This window comes from Phenylobacterium koreense (genome assembly GCF_040545335.1).
Taxonomy (GTDB): Bacteria; Pseudomonadota; Alphaproteobacteria; order Caulobacterales; family Caulobacteraceae; genus Phenylobacterium; species Phenylobacterium koreense.
Window position 1 is genome coordinate 390116 of the sequence record NZ_JBEPLU010000003.1, and the last position, 16583, is coordinate 406698.

Here is a 16583-nt window from a genome sequence, read left to right on the forward strand (position 1 = left end):
GGCCGCCGTCAGGCGGTCCCCTCAGCCCGCCGGCTCGGGGTTCAGCTTGCGCTTGAAGAAGTCCAGCGTGGTGATCGCCCGGTGCAGCCGGTGGGACTGGGTCCAGCCGGCGCGGTGGCGCAGGCCCGGATAGGTCATCATCTCGAACGGAATGGCCTTGGCCTGCAGCACCGCCATGGCCTTGGTCGCATTGTCGAAGGTGACGTTGTCGTCGGCCATGCCGTGGATGATCATCAGGGTGTCGGGCTTCAGCCGCCCCAGCCGCGCGGTCACCTCTGCGGCCGCGTAGCCGTCGGCGTTGTCCGCCGTCGTGCCCATGAACCGCTCGGTGTAGTGGGTGTCGTAGAGCGACCAGTCCACCACCGGCGCCCCGGCCACCCCAGCCGCGTAGGGCGAGTTCGGCGCGGTCAGGGTCATCAGCGTCATGTAGCCGCCGTTGGACCAGCCGGTGATGCCGATCCGGGCGGGGTCCACGTAGGGAAGCGACTTCAGATAGCCGACGCCCGCCAACTGGTCCTCGACCTCCAGCACGCCCATGCGCCGGTCGATAGCCGTCTTGAACGCCACCGAACGGTTCGGCGTGCCGCGGTTGTCGATCGAAAACAGGATGAAACCGGCCTCGAGGAAAAGCTGATCCTCCGGCTTCATCCAGACCTTGTCGACCATGGAGCTGGCCGGCCCGCCATAGACCTGCACGATCACCGGATAGCGCTTGGCCGGATCGAAGCCTGGGGGCGTCACCAGCGTCCACCACAGGTCCTGGCCGTCGCTCGCCTTGATGGTCCCGAACTGCGGCTCGCGCAGCCGCGAGACATAGGGCCAGTAGGGATGGCCCTCGGCCAGCCTGTTTTCCTCGATCCAGCGCACCCGCGAGCCGTCGGCCTTGTAGAAGCCGGTCTGCGGCGGGGTCCTGGGATCCTGGTAGGTGGCGGCGAAGGCCTTGCCGGACTTGGCCACCGAGGCCGTCCACCAGCCGCCGCCCGAGGTCAGGGCCTTGGGCTCGGCCGGCGCCTTGTAGGACACCTCGTAGATTCGCCGCTCGACCGGCGCATCCTTGCTGGCCCCGAAGATCACCACGCCGCGGGCCTCGTCCACGCCTTCGACCGCGTCCACTGGCCAGTCGCCGGAGGTCACTTGGGCGATCAGGCGGCCATCGCCCTCATAGTGATAGAGGTGCCGGTTCCCCGACCGCTCCGAGGACCACAGGAAGGTCCCGTCCTTCAGCGGCTTGAAGTCGTCGGTCAGCTCGATCCAGTGCGGCGTCTCCTCGGTGAGGATCACCTTCGAAGCCCCCGTCGCGGGGTCCACCGCCAGCAGGTCCAGCCGACGTTGATCGCGGCGCTCGCGCTGGACGTAGAGCGTCTTGCCGTCCTTGGCCCAGTCCACGCGGGCCAGGTAGATGTCCTTCTCCGGCCCCAGGTCGACCTTGGTCCGCGCTCCGGTGGCGACGTCGGCCACATGGAGTTCGACCACCGCATTGGGGCGGCCGACCCGCGGATAGCGCTGGCGCACGATGGCCGCGCCCGCCGCATTGACGTCCAGCCGCTCGACCACGTCCACGCCGGTCTGGTCGACGAAGGTCAGGGCGATCTTGCTCTCGTCCGGAGACCACCAGTAGCCGGTGGGGCGGCTCATCTCCTCCTGGGCGATGAACTCGGCGGTCGCCCAGCTCTTCAGCTCCTCGCCGCCGGTGGTCAGGGCGCGCTCCGCCCCGCCGCCGGAGGGGACCACGAACAGATTGTCGTCCCGCACGAAGGAGACGAAGCTTCCCTTGGGCGAGACCTTGGCGTCGATCTCGTCCGAAGCCGTGGCGGTGAGCTGCGTCACCTTCCCGCCGGCCAGGCGATAGAGGAAGAGGTCGCCCTCCACCGGGACCAGGATGAAGCGCCCCTGCTCGTCCCAGGCGTAGTCCACCACCCCGCGGGTCTGGACGCCCTGGCGCTCGCGTCGGCTCTTCTCGGCCTCGGACAGCTCCTTTTCCTGCGGCGCCAGGCTGGCGGCGTCGATCAGCAGCCGAGGCGCGCCGCCCTTCACGTCGGCGATCCAGAGGTCGGTCATCCGCTGGTCGTCGGCCTTGGCCCGCAGATAGGTGACCGCTGCCCCATCGGGCGAGACTTTCACGCCCCGCGCCAGCGGCCCCGACAGGTCAGGATCGGCGAACACCCGCTCGGGGGTCAGTTTCTCGGCGTGCGCCGCGCCAAAGGTCATGCAGGCCACCATCAGCCCCACCGCCAGCTTCATCGAACGCCCCCAAAGGTCCCGGTGGTCAGGACCTGTAGTCCCCGTTGATCGCCACGTACTGTTTCGTGAGGTCGCACGTCCACATGGTCGCCGAGGCGCGGCCGACGCCGACGTCCACCGAGACCTCCAGCTCCTGGTTCTTCATGTAGGCGCTCATCTTCGCCTCGTCGTAGGTCGGCGCGATCAGGCCGTCCTGGGCGGCGACCAGCGGCCCGAACTTCACGCTCACCCGGTCACGGTCGATCGGCTCGTCGGCGCGGCCCACGGCCATGACGATGCGGCCCCAGTTGGCGTCCTCGCCGGCGAAGGCGGTCTTCACCAGCGGGCTTTCGCAGATGGTCCGGGCGATCTTGCGGGCCGAGGCCGAGCTCTCGGCGCCGGTCACCGTCACCTTCACGAACTTGCCGGCCCCCTCGCCGTCCCGCACGAGCTGAAGCGCCAGGTCCTGCAGCACCGCCTCCAGCTTCTCGCGGAAGTCGGCCAGCCGGCGGTCGCCAGCGCGGGTGATGTTCGGCGCGCCCGACTGGCCGGTCGCGAACAGCAGCAGGGTGTCGTTGGTCGAGCGGTCCCCGTCCACGGTGATCGCGTTGAAGGTGTTGCGGGTATAGAGATTGGCCAGGGTTTGCAGCGCGGTCGGCGAGATCGCCGCGTCGGTCGCCACGAAGGCCAGCATGGTCGCCATGTCCGGCGCGATCATGCCCGAGCCCTTGCAGATGCCGGCGATCCGCACCTTCTCCCCGTCGATCACCGCCTCGGCGTAGGCGCCCTTGGGAAAGGTGTCGGTGGTCATGATCGCCTGGGCCGCGCCGGCCCAGCCGTCGTCGGTCAGCCGGGTTTCCACGTCGGGCAGGCGCTGGGCGATCTTCGTGTCGTCCAGCAGCACGCCGATCACGCCGGTCGAGGCCACCATCACATCGCGCTGGCGGCAGTCGAAGCGCTTGGCCACCGCCGAAGCCACCCGGCGCACGGCGTCCGCGCCGGGCTTGCCGGTGAAGGCGTTGGCGCAGCCGGCGTTGACCACCAGAGCCCGAACGTCCGCGCCCTTGGTCATTTCGAGGTGTTTGCGGCACCAGTCCACCGGCGCCGAACCGATCCCGTGGCGGGTGAAGACCCCGGCACCGGAGGTCCCGCGCGCGAAGCGCATGACCATCAGGTCCTCGCGGTCCTGCTTGTAGAAGCCGGCACGGCCCGTCGCGAGCTGCACGCCGGCGATCGGCGGGATCTTGGGGAACGGCACGGCCAGCGGCGAGACCGGCATGGCGTTCTTCGCCGGCTTCGGCGCGGCCGCCTCGGCCGCCGCCTTCTTCGGCTGCGGCTCGGTCTTCTTGGTGGTCGCGCGCTTCAGGGCGGTGGCCAGCGGGTCGAGGGCGCGTTCCAGCGCCTCCACCGGCTTGGCGGCGGCTTCCAGCGCCTTGCCGGCGGGGGACTTCTTCGGGGCGGCGGGTTTGCGGCTCATGGCGTAGCGGCCTTGGCTGGAGCAGAGATGACCGCGGTCGCGGCCTTGGCGGGCGGAGGGGCGTCGGCCGGTTCCTTGGGTCGCCCAGGAACGTCCTGGGGCTGACCGATCAGGTTTTCGACCTTTGCCCGACTTCGGAGCTTCTCCAGCAGGTCTCGCACCTGGTCATAAGTCAGGAAGCGTACAATCTGCGGCCGCGCCGCCTCGAAGGTGATGGGCTGTTCCAGCCGCTTGTCCTCGACCTTGAGGATCGCCCAGCCGCCGTCGATGGCGAAGGGCCCCACGATGTCGCCGACCTTGGCCGTCTTCAGGTTGTTCGTATAGGCCTCGGGCATGACGTCGGCCGTGAAATAGCCGAGGTCGCCGCCGTTGAACCGCGTCGCCGTGTCGGTGGAGCGCTCCATCGCCAGGGCCTCGAACGAGGCGCCGGTCGCCAGCAGCTTCTGCACCGCCTGGGCCTCGGCCTCGGTGGCCACGACGATCTGGCGGGCGCGGATCTCTTCCGACTGCTTGGCCAGCTTGAGCTGCTCCTGGTAGAGCGCCCGGATGGCGTTGTCGTTGACCGCGTCGGAGACGACGTTCTCCACCAGCATGTCGCCCAGGATGCGCTCGCGCGCCGCGGCCAACCGCTTTTGGGCCGCGGGGTCCTTATCCAGCTTGCGCTTGACCGCCTCGGCGGCCAGCAGCTTCTGGTCCACCACCTCGTCCAGCACCCGGCGGAAGAGGTCCGAGGAAACGTCGAGCGGCTCGCCCTCGCCGATCAGGCCCTGCGCCACGGCCTCGCGCTTGACGTCCGAGGCCCAGACCGTCTTGCCGTCGACCTTGGCCACCGCAGTGTCGCCCGGCGCCGGCGCGCCCTCGCTCGCGCCGCGCTCGCCGCAGGCGCTCAGCGTCACCGCCGCCATGCTGAGTATGGCCAGCAGCGCCAGGGCGTTGGGGACGCGGCGTAAGATTGAGCTCGTCATCGGCGACGCACCTCGAATGCGAAAAGCGCCCACCGGCGCTGTCCGTCCCTAGCCAACTCGGCGCAGGGATGCAAAGGTCGCGCCCGCTCAAACGCCGCGACGGACGGATAACCGCCTTGGCGCTCTCATTTTTTGGAGGAATCATTTCATGACGCGGGAAGCCGTAATCGTCTCCTACGCTCGTACGGGCCTGGCGAAGTCCCAGCGCGGCGGGTTCAACATGACCCCGACGGTCACCATGGCCGCTCACGCCATCAAGCACGCGGTTGAGCGCGCGGGGATCGACAAGGCCACCGTCGAAGACGTCGGTCTCGGCAACGTCGCCCACGGTTCGGGCAACCTGGGCCGCCAGGCCGCCCTGCTCGCCGGCCTGCCGATCACCACCTCCGGCGTGACCGTCAACCGCTTCTGCTCCTCGGGCCTGCAAACCATCGCGGCCATGGCCAACTACATCCGCAATGACGGCGCCGAGATCGCGGTCGGCGCGGGCGTCGAGTCGCTCTCGTTCCCGGGCGGCGGCGGCAGCCGTGAAAACAACGACCCGAACCTGACCAAGCAATACCCGGCGATCCACATGCCGATGATCGACACCGCCGACATCGTCGCCGAACGCTACAAGGTCAGCCGTGAATCCCAGGACGAGTACAGCCTGGAATCCCAGCGCCGCATGGCCGCCGCTCAGCAAGCCGGCCTGTTCAAGGACGAAATCGTCCCGCTCGCGACCAAGATGAAGGTCGTGAACAAGGAAACCAAGGAAGAGAGCATCGTCGACTACGTGGTCGATCGCGACGAATGCAACCGTCCGGACACCACCCTTGAAGGCCTCGCCAAGCTCCAGCCGGTCCGCGGCGAAGGCAAGTTCATCACCGCCGGCAACGCCAGCCAGCTCTCCGACGGCGCCGCCGCCGTGGTGCTGATGGAAGCCAAGGCCGCCGCCAAGGCCGGCATCGAGCCGCTCGGCGCCTTCCGCGGCTGGGCCGTCGCCGGTTGCGCCCCTGACGAAATGGGCATCGGCCCGGTCTTCGCCGTTCCGCGCCTGCTGGAACGTCACGGCCTGAAGATCGACGACATCGACCTGTGGGAACTGAACGAAGCCTTCGCTTCGCAGTGCGTCTACTCGCGCGACCAGCTCCACATCGACCCGGCCAAGTACAACGTCAACGGCGGCTCCATCGCCATCGGCCACCCCTACGGCATGACCGGCGCCCGCCTGACCGGCCACATCCTGCAGGAAGGCAAGCGCCGCGGCGCCAAGTGGGGCGTTGTGACCATGTGCATCGGCGGTGGCATGGGCGCCGCCGGCCTGATCGAAATCTTCTAAATTCGATTTCGATTGAGCGCCAAGGATCGGCCCTCCCTCGCGGGAGGGCCTTTTCTTTTTCTGGCGCTTCCTTCCATTCGTCATGGCCGGGCCGTCGGTCGGGCCAGATGTTCATGGCGCCCATGCGCCCACCCCGCGCCGATGGCAAAAATTGGCAAGAAAGCGCGTACTCGCTCTGCGACCGGATCTGCGTCACTCTTGTCGTGAGACTCCACCCTCGCGTTGACACTGGCATGGGCGCTGCTTAAGTCTCCCGCGCCCTGAAAAGAGCGGAATTTTCGGGCAGGCGGAGGGCTTACGAACGCCGCCGCCGGGCCATCCCCGCAAATCCGGAACGGTTTCCCTTGAGCATCTTCCAACGCTTCTTCGGCTCTTCCAACGACCGCAAGGTCAAAGGCATGAACGCGCGGGTCGCCAAGATCAACGCGCTAGAGCCGCAGATGCAGGCGCTGTCGGACGACGAACTCCGCGCCAAGACCCAGGAGTTCAAGGACCGGCTCGCCCGCGGCGAGACCCTCGACCAGATCCTCGAGGAAGCCTTCGCCGTGGTGCGCGAGGCCTCGCGCCGGGTGCTCGGCCAGCGTCACTTCGACGTGCAGCTCATTGGCGGCATCGTCCTTCACAACGGCGGCATCGCCGAGATGCGGACCGGTGAAGGCAAGACCCTGGTCGCCACCGCCCCGACCTATCTCAACGCGCTGTCGGGCAAGGGCGTCCACGTCATCACCGTCAACGACTACCTGGCCCAACTCCACGGCGACTGGATGGCCCAGGTCTACGGCTTCCTCGGCCTGACCAGCGGCGTCATCGTCCACGGCCTCAGCCAGGGACAGCGCCAGGCCGCCTACCAGGCCGACATCACCTACGGCACGAACAACGAGTTCGGCTTCGACTACCTCCGCGACAACCTCGTCTACGACGCGTCCGAGATGGTCCAGCGCGGCCACAACTTCGTCATCGTCGACGAAGTCGACTCCATCCTGATCGACGAAGCCCGCACCCCGCTGATCATCTCCGGCCCCACCGAGGACCGCAGCGAGCTCTACAAGACCATCGACCTGGTCATCAAAGAGCTGATCAAGGATCCCTCCACCTATGACCACGACGAGAAGCAGCGCCAGGTCATCCTGACCGAGGAAGGCTCCGAGAAGGTCGAGGAGATGCTGGCCGCCGGCGGCCATCTGGAAGAGGACTCCACCGGCCTCTACGACGCGGCGAACGTCTCCATCGTCCACCACGTCAACCAGGCGCTGCGCGCGAACATCCTCTACACGCGCGAGAAGGACTACATCGTCCGCGACGGCGAAGTGGTGCTGATCGACGAGTTCACCGGCCGCATGATGCACGGCCGCCGCCTGTCCGAAGGACTGCACCAGGCCATCGAGGCCAAGGAAAGCGCCAACATCCAGCCCGAGAACCAGACCCTGGCCTCGGTCACCATCCAGAACTACTTCCGCCTCTACACCAAGCTGTCGGGCATGACCGGCACGGCGGCCACCGAGGCGCAGGAGTTCGGCGACATCTACAAGATGGACGTGGCCGAGATCCCGACCAACCGCCCCGTCGCCCGGATCGACGAGGACGACGAGGTCTATCGGACCGAGCGCGAGAAGAACGCCTCGATCATCAAGCAGATCGAGGACTGCTACGTCCGCGGCCAGCCGATCCTGGTGGGCACGGTCTCCATCGAGAAGTCGGAGCAGCTTTCCGAACTGCTGAAGGCTCACAAGTTCGAGGTAAATGGGAAGAAGCAGACCGGCATCCCGCACAACGTGCTGAACGCCCGCTATCACGAGCAGGAAGCCATGATCGTGGCCGACGCCGGCGTGCCCGGCGCGGTGACCATCGCCACCAACATGGCCGGCCGCGGCACCGACATCCAGCTCGGCGGCAACATCGACATCCGCGTGCTCAAGTGGCGCGAGGAGCAGAAGGGCCTGGGCATCGAGGTCACCCCCGAGGCCGCCGCCGAGGAGCGCGCCCGCATCGAGGCCGACACCAAGGCGCTGAAGGAACAGGCCCTGGCGGCCGGCGGCCTCTACGTGCTCGGCACCGAGCGCCATGAAAGCCGCCGTATCGACAACCAGCTCCGCGGCCGGACCGGCCGCCAGGGCGACCCTGGCCACTCCAAGTTCTTCCTCTCCTGCGAGGACGACCTGCTGCGCATCTTCGCCGGCGAGCGCCTGGACGCGATCATGCGCACCTTCGGTGTCCAGGAAGGCGAGGCGATCACCCACAAGTGGCTGAACGCCGCCATCGAGAAGGCGCAGAAGCGGGTCGAGCAGCGCAACTATGAGATCCGCAAGAACCTGCTGAAGTACGACGACGTCGTGAACGACCAGCGCAAGGCCGTCTTCGAGCAGCGCGCCGAGTTCATGACCGCCACCGACCTCTCGGACATCATCGCCGAGATGCGCCACGACACCGTCGAGGACCTGGTCGAACGGCACCTGCCGCCCAAAGCCTACGCCGAGCAGTGGGACATCGAGGGCCTGACCGAGCGCGTGCAGGAACTCCTGGGCCTCGAACTGCCGCTGGCCCAATGGGCGGCCGAGGAAGGCATCGCCAACGAGGAGATCCAAGACCGCCTCATGAAGGCGGCCGACGTCCGCGCCGCCGAGCGCGAGCAGTTGATCAGCCCCGAGCAGATGCGCAACATCGAGAAGAGCTTCCTGCTGCAGATGATCGATCTGCAGTGGCGCGAGCACCTCATGCACCTGGATCATCTGCGCAACGTCATCGGCCTGCGCGGCTATGGCCAGCGCGACCCGCTGAACGAGTACAAGACCGAGGCCTTCTCGCTCTTCGAAAAGCTGCTGGTCGACCTGCGCCAGAACGTGACCCGCTGGCTGATGACGGTGGAGTTCGCCTTCACCGAGCCGGAGCCGGTCTCGCCGCTGGCCGGCCTGACCGAGGTCCACATGGACCCGCTCACCGGCGAGAACGCCGCGCAGATGGGCATGCTTCCCGAAGGGCTCTCGGCCGAACAGCGCGAGGCGCTCCCGATCACCGCCCTTCCGGACGGCTGGGAGCACACCGGGCGCAACCAGGCCTGCCCCTGCGGCTCGGGCAAGAAGTTCAAGCACTGCCACGGCGCGCTGGTCTAGAGCGCGTTCCGCAAAGGTGGGAACCGGCTTTGCGATTAGAACGCGCTCAAATATTTGAATCTAAAACGCGATCCGATCAGGCGATTCCGTCTGATCGGATCGCGCCTTAGGGGAAGGCCTGATGGGACAGTACCGCCTCGAAGTCGAAGGTCACTGCCCCGTTTGCGAAGCCTCGGCGACGTTCGTCGCCGAGGATCCCTGGCTGAGGGACCACTTCCTCTGCGCCGGCTGCGGCTCGCAGCCCCGCGAGCGGGCGCTGTTCTCGGTCCTCTCGACCCTGCGCCCCGACTGGCGCGACCTCGCCATCCATGAGTCCTCGCCCGGCACCGCCGCCAGCCGGCGGCTGCAGGACCAGGCGCCCGGCTATCTCCCCAGCCAGTTCGATCCGAAGCTCGGCTGGGGGAACGTCCATCCCCAGCTCGGCTATCGCGCCGAGGACCTCGAGCGGCAGACCTTCGACGACGCCAGTTTCGACCTGGTCGTCACCCAGGACGTCATGGAGCACGTCTTCGCCCCCGACCTGGCCATGAAGGAGATCGCCCGCACCCTGAAGCCGGGCGGGCTGCACATCTGCACGGTGCCGATCGTCAACAAGGACAAGCCCTCGGTCCGCCGCGCGGCCCGCCGCCCCGACGGGACGGTCGAAAACCTGCTGGAGCCGGTCTATCACGGCAACCCGATGGACCCGAACGGCTCGCTGGTCACCATCGACTGGGGCTATGACATCGCCGCCTACTGGGACGCCGCCAGCGGCCTCTCCACCACCATCTGGACCATCGAGGACCTGAGCCGCGGCATCCAGGCCGAGTACATCGAGGTCTTGGTCTCCCGGAAGACCGGCCTCCCAGACCTCGCCGGCGACACCCCGCCGGCCCCCGCCGCCACCAAGCGCGGCCTGCTCTCCAAGTTCTTCAACTAGCTCCGCCCCGCCCCCCTCCTTCAGGTGTCATCCCGGTTTGCGAAGCAGACCGGGACCCATTCGCGCCGCGCTGGACGAAGGTGGCGCCGCATGGCCACTCCTGAACAATCCGGCGTTCATGGATCCCAGTCTTCGCCATACGGCCGAAACTGGGACGACAACCTCGACTTTGACTCCCCCGCTCCAAGCGACAATCCTGCCCTCCTGACGAGGGGAGCTGATCATCATGCGCATCGTACTGGCCGCGCTGCTGGCCATGGCCCTGAGCGCTCCTGCGCACGCCCAGAGCGCCGACGCCCAGGCCGCTGAGCAGGCCAAGGCCTTCTCCCGTCTCGACCCGATCTTCGCGCGCTTCGCCGCCGAGCGGCACACCCCCGGCCTGGTCTTCGGCGTCGTCGCCGACGGCAAGCTCGCCTATGTGAGGGCGTCCGGCGTTCAGGACACCGCCAGCGGTCGCCCGGTCACGCCCGACACGGTGTTCCGCATCGCCTCGATGTCGAAGAACTTCACCGCCCTGGCGGTCCTGAAGCTCCGCGACGAGGGCAAATTCAGCCTCGACGCCCCCGTCGAAACCATCGTCCCCGAGTTCGCCGGCCTATCCTATACCACCAGCGACAGCCCCAGGATCCGCGTCCGCGACCTCCTGAACCACGCCGGCGGCTTCGTCACCGACGATCCCTGGGGCGACCGCCAGCTCGCTATGTCCGAAGCCGACTTTTCGGCCCTGATGAAGTCTTCGCCGCCCTTCTCGCGCGCCCCGGCCATGGCCATGGAGTATTCCAATTTCGGCTACGCGGTGGCTGGCCGCATCGTCACCAACGCCTCGGGCCAGCCCTTCGCGGCCTATATCGGCCAGAACATCCTGGCGCCCCTGGGCATGGCCGCCTCCACCTACGACATCTCGAAGATTCCCGCTGAGCACCGGGCCGTCGGCTACGACTGGATCGACGAGGAGTGGGTGGAGGAGCCGGTCCTCGGCCCCGGCGCCTTCGGGGCCATGGGCGGCCTCGCTGTCAGCGCCGCCGACTATGCGAAATACGTCGCCTGGGTGCTTGACGCCTGGCCGCCGCGCGATGGCGCCGACGATCCGATCCTGCGCCGCAGCTCCCGGCGCGAGATCGTCCAGGGCTCCAACTTCCCGATGGTCGTGACCCGCTCCGGTCCCGACACCTGCGACCGCGCCCGCACCTACGGCATGGGGATGATCGTCTTCGCCGACTGCATGCTCGGCCCGCACTTCACCCATTCGGGCGGCCTGCCGGGCTACGGCTCCAACGTCCTCTTCCTGCCCGAGCGAGGGATCGCCGTCTTCGCCTTCGCCAACATGACCTACGCCCCGGCCAGCCTCTACGTCCGCGAGGCCGCGCTGGAGCTGGTGAAGTCAGGCGCCTTCCCGGCCCGCGTCCCGCCGGCTAGCCACCAGCTCCAGGCCGCAGCCCGCGACCTCGCCGCAGTCTACGCCGCCGGGGATATCATGAGCCGCAAGGACGCCTTCGCGATGAACGTCCTGCTCGACAGCGACGCGGCCCACCGCAACGCCGACCTCGCCGCGCTTCGAGGCAAGCTGGGGACCTGCGGCGCGCCCGAGCCTTTCGTCTCCGACACCGCCATGTCCGGGACGACCTACCTTCCCTGCCAACATGGCCGCCTGAAAGCCCAGGTCATCCTCGCCCCCACCCGTCCCCCGACCATCCAGAGCTACGTCCTGACCGCCGAGAACCGCTGAGCTGCGAGAAGCCTCAGCTCGGGACGACACAGCCTCACCTTAGCGTCACGAAGGTCTCGCTCTCGATCACCCACTGGCCGCGGTCCTTCTTCCAGACCGCCAGATAAGGCCCGCTGGAGGCCGCGTCCTTCCAGGTCGCCTGCCACTCGCCGACCTCGGCCGCACGGCCGCCGTCTGCGTCCAGGGTCACGTTCTGCGTCGTCCGCAGATAGGTCACGAAGCTCGGATCGCGGAACTGCGCCTCGAAGGCGGCGATGATCGCGCCCGCGCCCATCAGCAGGCCGCCCTCGCCGGAGATCAGGTTCGCCTGCGGATCGAAGAACGGCCGCAGCCGCCCCGCATCATGGGCGGCGATCAGCTTGTTGGTCAGCTTGCGCCGCGCCCGGATGGCGTCCTCGGGCGCCGTCACGGCTCGACGACCACGGTGCCGACCTTGCCGCCCGCCTCGACCAGCTCGTGCGCGCCGGCGCAGTCCTCCAGCGGGAAGCGGCCAGCCACCGACAGGATCCGCTCGCCGGTCCCGATCCAACGGGTGATGTCCGCCTGCGCCCGCCGCCGCGCCTCGTGCGGCGATACCGGCAGGTAGACCCCGTTGATCGAAAGGTTCAGCCGCATCACCTCCCCGGCTGGCGTCGCCGGCGCCCGCGCGCCCTTGGTGGCGTAATAGGCGATCGACCCGTTCAGCCGCAGGCTGGCCAGGGTCGCGGCCAGATTGCCCCCGAAGTCCACGTCCACGACATGGTGCACGCCCTCCCCGTCGGTCAACTCGCGCACCCGGGCGGCGACGTCCTCGCGGCGATAGTCGATGACGTGATCGGCCCCGCCGGCCCAGGCCCGCTCGGCCTTCGCCTCCGAGCTCACCGTGGCGATCACCGTCGCCCCGGCCCAGGCGGCGAGCTGCACCGCGTAGTGCCCCACCGCTCCAGCCCCACCGGTCACCAGCACCGTGCGCCCCTGCACCGGCCCGGCCACGAACAGGCTGCGGTGCGCGGTCATGCAGGGAATGCCCAGTGTCGCGCCTTCTGCGAACGAGACGTCGTCCGGCAGCACGCTCAGGAGGTCGGTGTCCAGCTCGATGTACTCGGCCGCCGAGCCGAACGCCCGGCCGTTGCGCTGGCCGTTATAGAACCAGACCCGCTTGCCGACCCACGAGGCCGCGACGCCCGGCCCCACCGCCTCGACCACGCCTGCGCCGTCGCTGTTGGGCGTGATCCGCGGATAGGCCATCGCCCCCGGCCCGGCTCGCATCCCTGCGTCCGAAGGATTGACCCCGGAGGCCCGCACTCGGATCAGCGCCTGCCCATGCCCCGGCTCAGGCGTCGGCCGATCCCCGAGCTGCAGCACCTCCCGCGCCGGTCCCGTCCGGTCGTACCAGATCGCCCGCATGGCCTCTCCTCCCGATCCCTGTTGTGGCCGACAGGTCTATGGGAAGGCGGCGCGGGGTTCTAGAGGTCCTCCCCCTGGGGGAGGTGGCGCGCACCTCACCTCAATCCGCCACCCAGTTCCCATGGAACCCGAACGGCACGCGCCGCGGCAGCTCGGCGACGCCGATCGGCCCCTTGGCCACGTCCAGCGCGTCGAACACCAGGAAGTCGCTGCGGTTCTCCGCCGCCCGCCAGACCACCGCCGTCAGCCAGCCGTCGCCTTCCTCGGCCGTATCCGACCGCGGCGTGAACACCGGCTCGGAGGTCATGTCCCCGCCGCTCAGGGCGTAGACCTGCCGCTTGCCCGTCGCATGGTCCAGGTGGGCGATGGCGTTCTGCTTGATGGTCTTGGCGCCCGTCGGATCGGCCGCGTACCAGCCGTGGCGATAGGCAAGCCCCGCATAGCGTTCGTCGAAGCGCGGGAACTCCCCGTCCAGGTCGTCGATCGCCTCCTCCTTGATGGCGTCGGAGTTCCCCGCCAGGTCGAAGGTCCAGCGCACCATCCGCGCCGCGCTCTTCCTGCCCGGCGAACCGTCGGCGTTGGGGAACAGCGGGGCGCTGTCATAGCGGAACACGTCGGCGAGAATCTTCCCGTCCTCCTCCCAGGCGTTCATCGGGTGAAAGACATAGCAGGGCGGAGCGTTGAACCAGCGGATGGAGGCGACGTCGGCGTCGCGCCGCATCACCGCCACGTGGCTTCCCTTGTCCGGCTCCCAGGCGAAGGCCGGCAAACCGCCCATCGCCCGCTCCAGGCTGCCAGTCAGCGGCAGCACCGGGAACAGCGCATGGTTCTCGGTCACCAGGAAGTCGTGGATCATCGACGAATAGGGCGCCTGGAAATCGTCGCGCCGCACCACCTCGCCGGCCGCGTCGGTGACCCCGTAGCTGATGCCCGTCCCGAACGGCGCCTCGCCGATCCCATAGCCGAACCAGACCATTTCCCCAGTCTTCGGGTCGATCTTCGGATGGGCCGTCGTGCGCCCCCGGTAGGCTTCGACATAGCCCTTGGAATCCAGCGTCCGCGGCTTCATCTCGAAGGGCATGTGCCCCTCCTCCAGCGCCAGCAGCCTGCCGGCGTGGTGGACGATGTTGGTGTTGCCCACGCCGCTGTCCTTGCCCAGGGCGCTCGGGTCGGTGGCCATCGGATTGCCGAACGACCCGAACAGAGCGCGCCCGGCCTCGTTCTCCAGCCGCCATTTGGGCGTGCGGACATAGCGATTGCGATAGCTGACCTTGCCGTCCTCCACATGGAAGGCATGGATCATCCCGTCCCCGGCGAACCAGTGATACTCGCCCCGCGGCTCGAACTGCGGGTTCGGCCCGGTGCGATAGAGCGTGCCGCGTAGCCCCTTGGGAATCTCGCCCTTCACCACCAGGTCGTAGTCGTCTTCGCTGTGCACCGGCGCGAAGTTGCCGCTCAGATACGGATTGACGCGAACCTCACCGTCCATGGCGCTTCTCCCTGTGTCGGTCTCTGGCTGTCTCGCATGTGCTCAATGGCCACGCCTTTTTACGTTGTAAATTTATTTCGTAAGAGTTAGGCCAGGACAAGCAAATTCTTCATCGAGCACGCTCTATGCCCCGCGTTCTTTCCGAGTCCGACGTCGCCGACTTCCGCGAACGGCTGTGCGACGTGGCCGAGAGGCTGTTCGCCGAGAAGGGCCCGGAGGCGGTCACCATGCGCCAGCTCGCCGCCGAACTGGGCGTCAGCCCCATGACCCCCTACCGCTATTTCGCGGACAAGGAGGACATCCTGGCCGCCGTCCGCACCAACGGCTTCAACCGGTTCGCCCAGGCCCTGGAACGGGCCTATGCCGAGGCTTCCGGCGCCGCCCGGGCCCGCGGCGCGGCGGTCGGCGAGGCCTACCTCGACTTCGCCTTCGAGCATCCCCAGGCCTACAAGGCCATGTTCGACCTCAATCAGCCGCACGAGGAGAACTATCCCGACCTGGTCGCCGCCGGCGCCCGCGCCCGGTCAACCATGACCGAGTACGTGAAAGCTCTCGTGGCCGAGGGCGTCCTCGCCGGCGATCCGGAAGAGATCGGCCGCATGTTCTGGGCCGCCGCCCACGGCGCCGTCGTCCTCGAACTCTCCGGCAAGATCCCCGCCGGCTCCGCCCGCACCCTCCACCGCCACATGAACGGCGCCCTCGCCAAAGGCCTGCGGCCGGGCGCCTAAACGGAGGACGGCCGACAGCGCCCCCTTGACGCCCCTAGCGGCAAGCTCGCCATCCTTCCTGCCGAACAAGGGAGGCCCAGCCATGCCGCAGCCGTTCGAAGCCGTCTGGGCCGCCGATCAGGTGGAGGCCGTCCTGCGCCAGGTGCGCGACTATCCCTGGCCGCCGGCGCCCGACGTCCCCGACGGATGGTCCTATGGCTGCGACGGCGCCTACCTCAAGGCCCTCTGCGAACACTGGACCGAGCGCTACGACTGGCGCGCGGCCTTGGCCGACCTCAACCGCTTCCCGCAGTTCACCGCCAGGGTCGAGGACTACGACCTCCACTTCCTGCATGTGGTCGGCGAGGCTGGCGGCAAGCGCCCGCTGATCCTCACTCACGGCTGGCCGGGTTCGCACTATGAGTTCTGGGGGGTGATCGAGAAGCTCGCCTATCCCAGCCGCTTCGGCGGTTCGTCAGCGGACGCCTTCGACCTGGTCATTCCCTCTCTTCCCGGCTTCGGCTTCTCCTCAAAGCCCGCTCGCCCGATCGGCCAGAGGACCACCGCCCGCCTCTTCAACACCCTGATGACGCAGGAACTGGGCTATTCGACCTATCTTGCCCAGGGCGGCGACTGGGGCGCGATGGTCACCTCATGGCTCGGCCACGACCACGGCGAGCACGCCCGCGCCATCCACCTCAACATGATCGGCTTCCGCCCCTTCGGCGGCCCCAAGGACGAGGCCGAGATCGCCTGGATCACCCGCCAGGGCGCGATGATGGACCTGATGGGCGCCTATTTCCGGCTGCAGGCTTCCAAACCCCAGTCACTGGCCTGGCTGGGCGCGGGCAACCCCGTCGGCCAGGCCGCCTGGATCGCCGAACGCTTCCACGACTGGTCAGACCTGCGTGCAAAGCCCCTCGACGACGTCCACCCCAAGGACCGCCTGCTCACCAACATCATGCTCTATGTGATGAGCGGCAGCTTCACGACCGGCGCCTGGTACTACCGCGGCCTGCTGGAGGAAGGCGGTGTCGTCTTCCAGGAGGGCGAGCGCTGCGAGACGCCCACCGCCTTCGCCAACTTCCCGGGCGAGCCGCTCTATTCCGCCCCGCCCCGCTCCTGGGCCGAGCGCGCCTACAACATCGTCCGCTGGAGCGACCAGCCCCGCGGCGGCCACTTCGCCGCCATGGAGGAGCCGGACCTCTTCGCGGCCGACGTCCAGGCCTGGGGCCGTGAGGTTTCTTAGCTTCGCAGCGGGGCCGA

Annotated in this window: 12 protein-coding genes; 6 read left to right on the forward strand and 6 right to left on the reverse strand. The window is 68.1% G+C overall.

All coding sequences use genetic code 11. From position 1 onward, the window contains the following. Positions 1–21: 21 nt before the first annotated feature. The 3 genes from ABID41_RS17885 to ABID41_RS17895 are packed head-to-tail and all read right to left on the reverse strand — an operon-like array spanning position 22 to position 4602. A complete protein-coding gene (locus ABID41_RS17885) occupies positions 22–2241 on the reverse strand; it encodes a S9 family peptidase (RefSeq protein WP_354298342.1) in 2220 nt (739 codons plus the stop codon). Positions 2242–2266: 25 nt separating this feature from the next. Then, positions 2267–3697, reverse strand: coding sequence for a bifunctional glutamate N-acetyltransferase/amino-acid acetyltransferase ArgJ (gene argJ / locus ABID41_RS17890; protein WP_354298343.1), 1431 nt, complete (start codon positions 3695–3697; stop codon positions 2267–2269). Further along, positions 3694–4602 (reverse strand): peptidylprolyl isomerase, encoded by a 909-nt coding sequence (locus tag ABID41_RS17895; protein WP_354298420.1) that lies wholly within the window; start codon positions 4600–4602, stop codon positions 3694–3696. The genes argJ and ABID41_RS17895 overlap by 4 nt, the downstream gene beginning before the upstream one ends. A 208-nt stretch (positions 4603–4810) precedes the next feature. Here ABID41_RS17895 and ABID41_RS17900 point away from each other — a divergent pair, with 208 nt between their 5' ends. The 4 genes from ABID41_RS17900 (at position 4811) to ABID41_RS17915 (ending at position 11735) form a co-directional block, all read left to right on the forward strand. Then, the gene (locus ABID41_RS17900) at positions 4811–5983 is read left to right on the forward strand and encodes an acetyl-CoA C-acyltransferase (protein ID WP_331932817.1); all 1173 of its coding nucleotides are present in this window, start codon (positions 4811–4813) and stop codon (positions 5981–5983) included. 398 nt (positions 5984–6381) lie between these two features. After that, on the forward strand, positions 6382–9090 hold the full coding sequence (secA, locus tag ABID41_RS17905; protein ID WP_435530038.1) for a preprotein translocase subunit SecA: 2709 nt from the start codon (positions 6382–6384) through the stop codon (positions 9088–9090). Between the two features lie 121 nt (positions 9091–9211). Continuing rightward, positions 9212–10009, forward strand: coding sequence for a class I SAM-dependent methyltransferase (locus ABID41_RS17910; protein ID WP_354298345.1), 798 nt, complete (start codon positions 9212–9214; stop codon positions 10007–10009). Between the two features lie 226 nt (positions 10010–10235). Further along, the gene (locus ABID41_RS17915) at positions 10236–11735 is read left to right on the forward strand and encodes a serine hydrolase domain-containing protein (RefSeq protein WP_354298346.1); all 1500 of its coding nucleotides are present in this window, start codon (positions 10236–10238) and stop codon (positions 11733–11735) included. Positions 11736–11769: 34 nt separating this feature from the next. On the opposite strand, the gene ABID41_RS17920 is transcribed toward ABID41_RS17915, so the two are convergent. The 3 genes from ABID41_RS17920 to ABID41_RS17930 form a co-directional block, all read right to left on the reverse strand. After that, complete coding sequence (locus tag ABID41_RS17920; RefSeq protein ID WP_331932821.1) at positions 11770–12144, reverse strand: nuclear transport factor 2 family protein; 375 nt, start codon at positions 12142–12144, stop codon at positions 11770–11772. Beyond that, positions 12141–13121 carry an NADPH:quinone reductase gene (locus ABID41_RS17925; protein WP_354298347.1) on the reverse strand — a complete coding sequence of 327 codons (981 nt, stop codon included), beginning with the start codon at positions 13119–13121 and terminating at the stop codon, positions 12141–12143. The genes ABID41_RS17920 and ABID41_RS17925 overlap by 4 nt, the downstream gene beginning before the upstream one ends. A gap of 100 nt (positions 13122–13221) precedes the next feature. Continuing rightward, positions 13222–14610: a carotenoid oxygenase family protein gene (locus ABID41_RS17930; RefSeq protein WP_354298348.1), complete on the reverse strand. Its 1389-nt coding sequence runs from the start codon at positions 14608–14610 to the stop codon at positions 13222–13224. A 125-nt stretch (positions 14611–14735) separates the two neighbouring features. On the opposite strand from ABID41_RS17930, the gene ABID41_RS17935 reads away from it, so the two are divergent. Both ABID41_RS17935 and ABID41_RS17940 read left to right on the forward strand, forming a co-directional pair. Beyond that, on the forward strand, positions 14736–15338 hold the full coding sequence (locus ABID41_RS17935) for a TetR/AcrR family transcriptional regulator (protein ID WP_331932824.1): 603 nt from the start codon (positions 14736–14738) through the stop codon (positions 15336–15338). A gap of 82 nt (positions 15339–15420) precedes the next feature. After that, positions 15421–16566 carry an epoxide hydrolase family protein gene (locus tag ABID41_RS17940; protein WP_354298349.1) on the forward strand — a complete coding sequence of 382 codons (1146 nt, stop codon included), beginning with the start codon at positions 15421–15423 and terminating at the stop codon, positions 16564–16566. The last annotated feature ends 17 nt before the right edge of the window (positions 16567–16583 follow it).

Bases quoted from the DNA above. Each gene is read 5' to 3' on its own strand.
- ABID41_RS17930 (WP_354298348.1), bottom strand. From the start codon at position 14,610: ATGGACGGTGAGGTTCGCGTCAATCCGTATCTGAGCGGCAACTTCGCG.
- secA (WP_435530038.1), top strand. From the start codon at position 6,382: ATGAACGCGCGGGTCGCCAAGATCAACGCGCTAGAGCCGCAGATGCAG.
- ABID41_RS17935 (WP_331932824.1), top strand. From the start codon at position 14,736: ATGCCCCGCGTTCTTTCCGAGTCCGACGTCGCCGACTTCCGCGAACGG.
- ABID41_RS17925 (WP_354298347.1), bottom strand. From the start codon at position 13,121: ATGCGGGCGATCTGGTACGACCGGACGGGACCGGCGCGGGAGGTGCTG.
- argJ (WP_354298343.1), bottom strand. From the start codon at position 3,697: ATGAGCCGCAAACCCGCCGCCCCGAAGAAGTCCCCCGCCGGCAAGGCG.
- ABID41_RS17915 (WP_354298346.1), top strand. From the start codon at position 10,236: ATGCGCATCGTACTGGCCGCGCTGCTGGCCATGGCCCTGAGCGCTCCT.
- ABID41_RS17895 (WP_354298420.1), bottom strand. From the start codon at position 4,602: ATGGCGGCGGTGACGCTGAGCGCCTGCGGCGAGCGCGGCGCGAGCGAG.
- ABID41_RS17900 (WP_331932817.1), top strand. From the start codon at position 4,811: ATGACGCGGGAAGCCGTAATCGTCTCCTACGCTCGTACGGGCCTGGCG.
- ABID41_RS17910 (WP_354298345.1), top strand. From the start codon at position 9,212: ATGGGACAGTACCGCCTCGAAGTCGAAGGTCACTGCCCCGTTTGCGAA.
- ABID41_RS17885 (WP_354298342.1), bottom strand. From the start codon at position 2,241: ATGAAGCTGGCGGTGGGGCTGATGGTGGCCTGCATGACCTTTGGCGCG.
- ABID41_RS17940 (WP_354298349.1), top strand. From the start codon at position 15,421: ATGCCGCAGCCGTTCGAAGCCGTCTGGGCCGCCGATCAGGTGGAGGCC.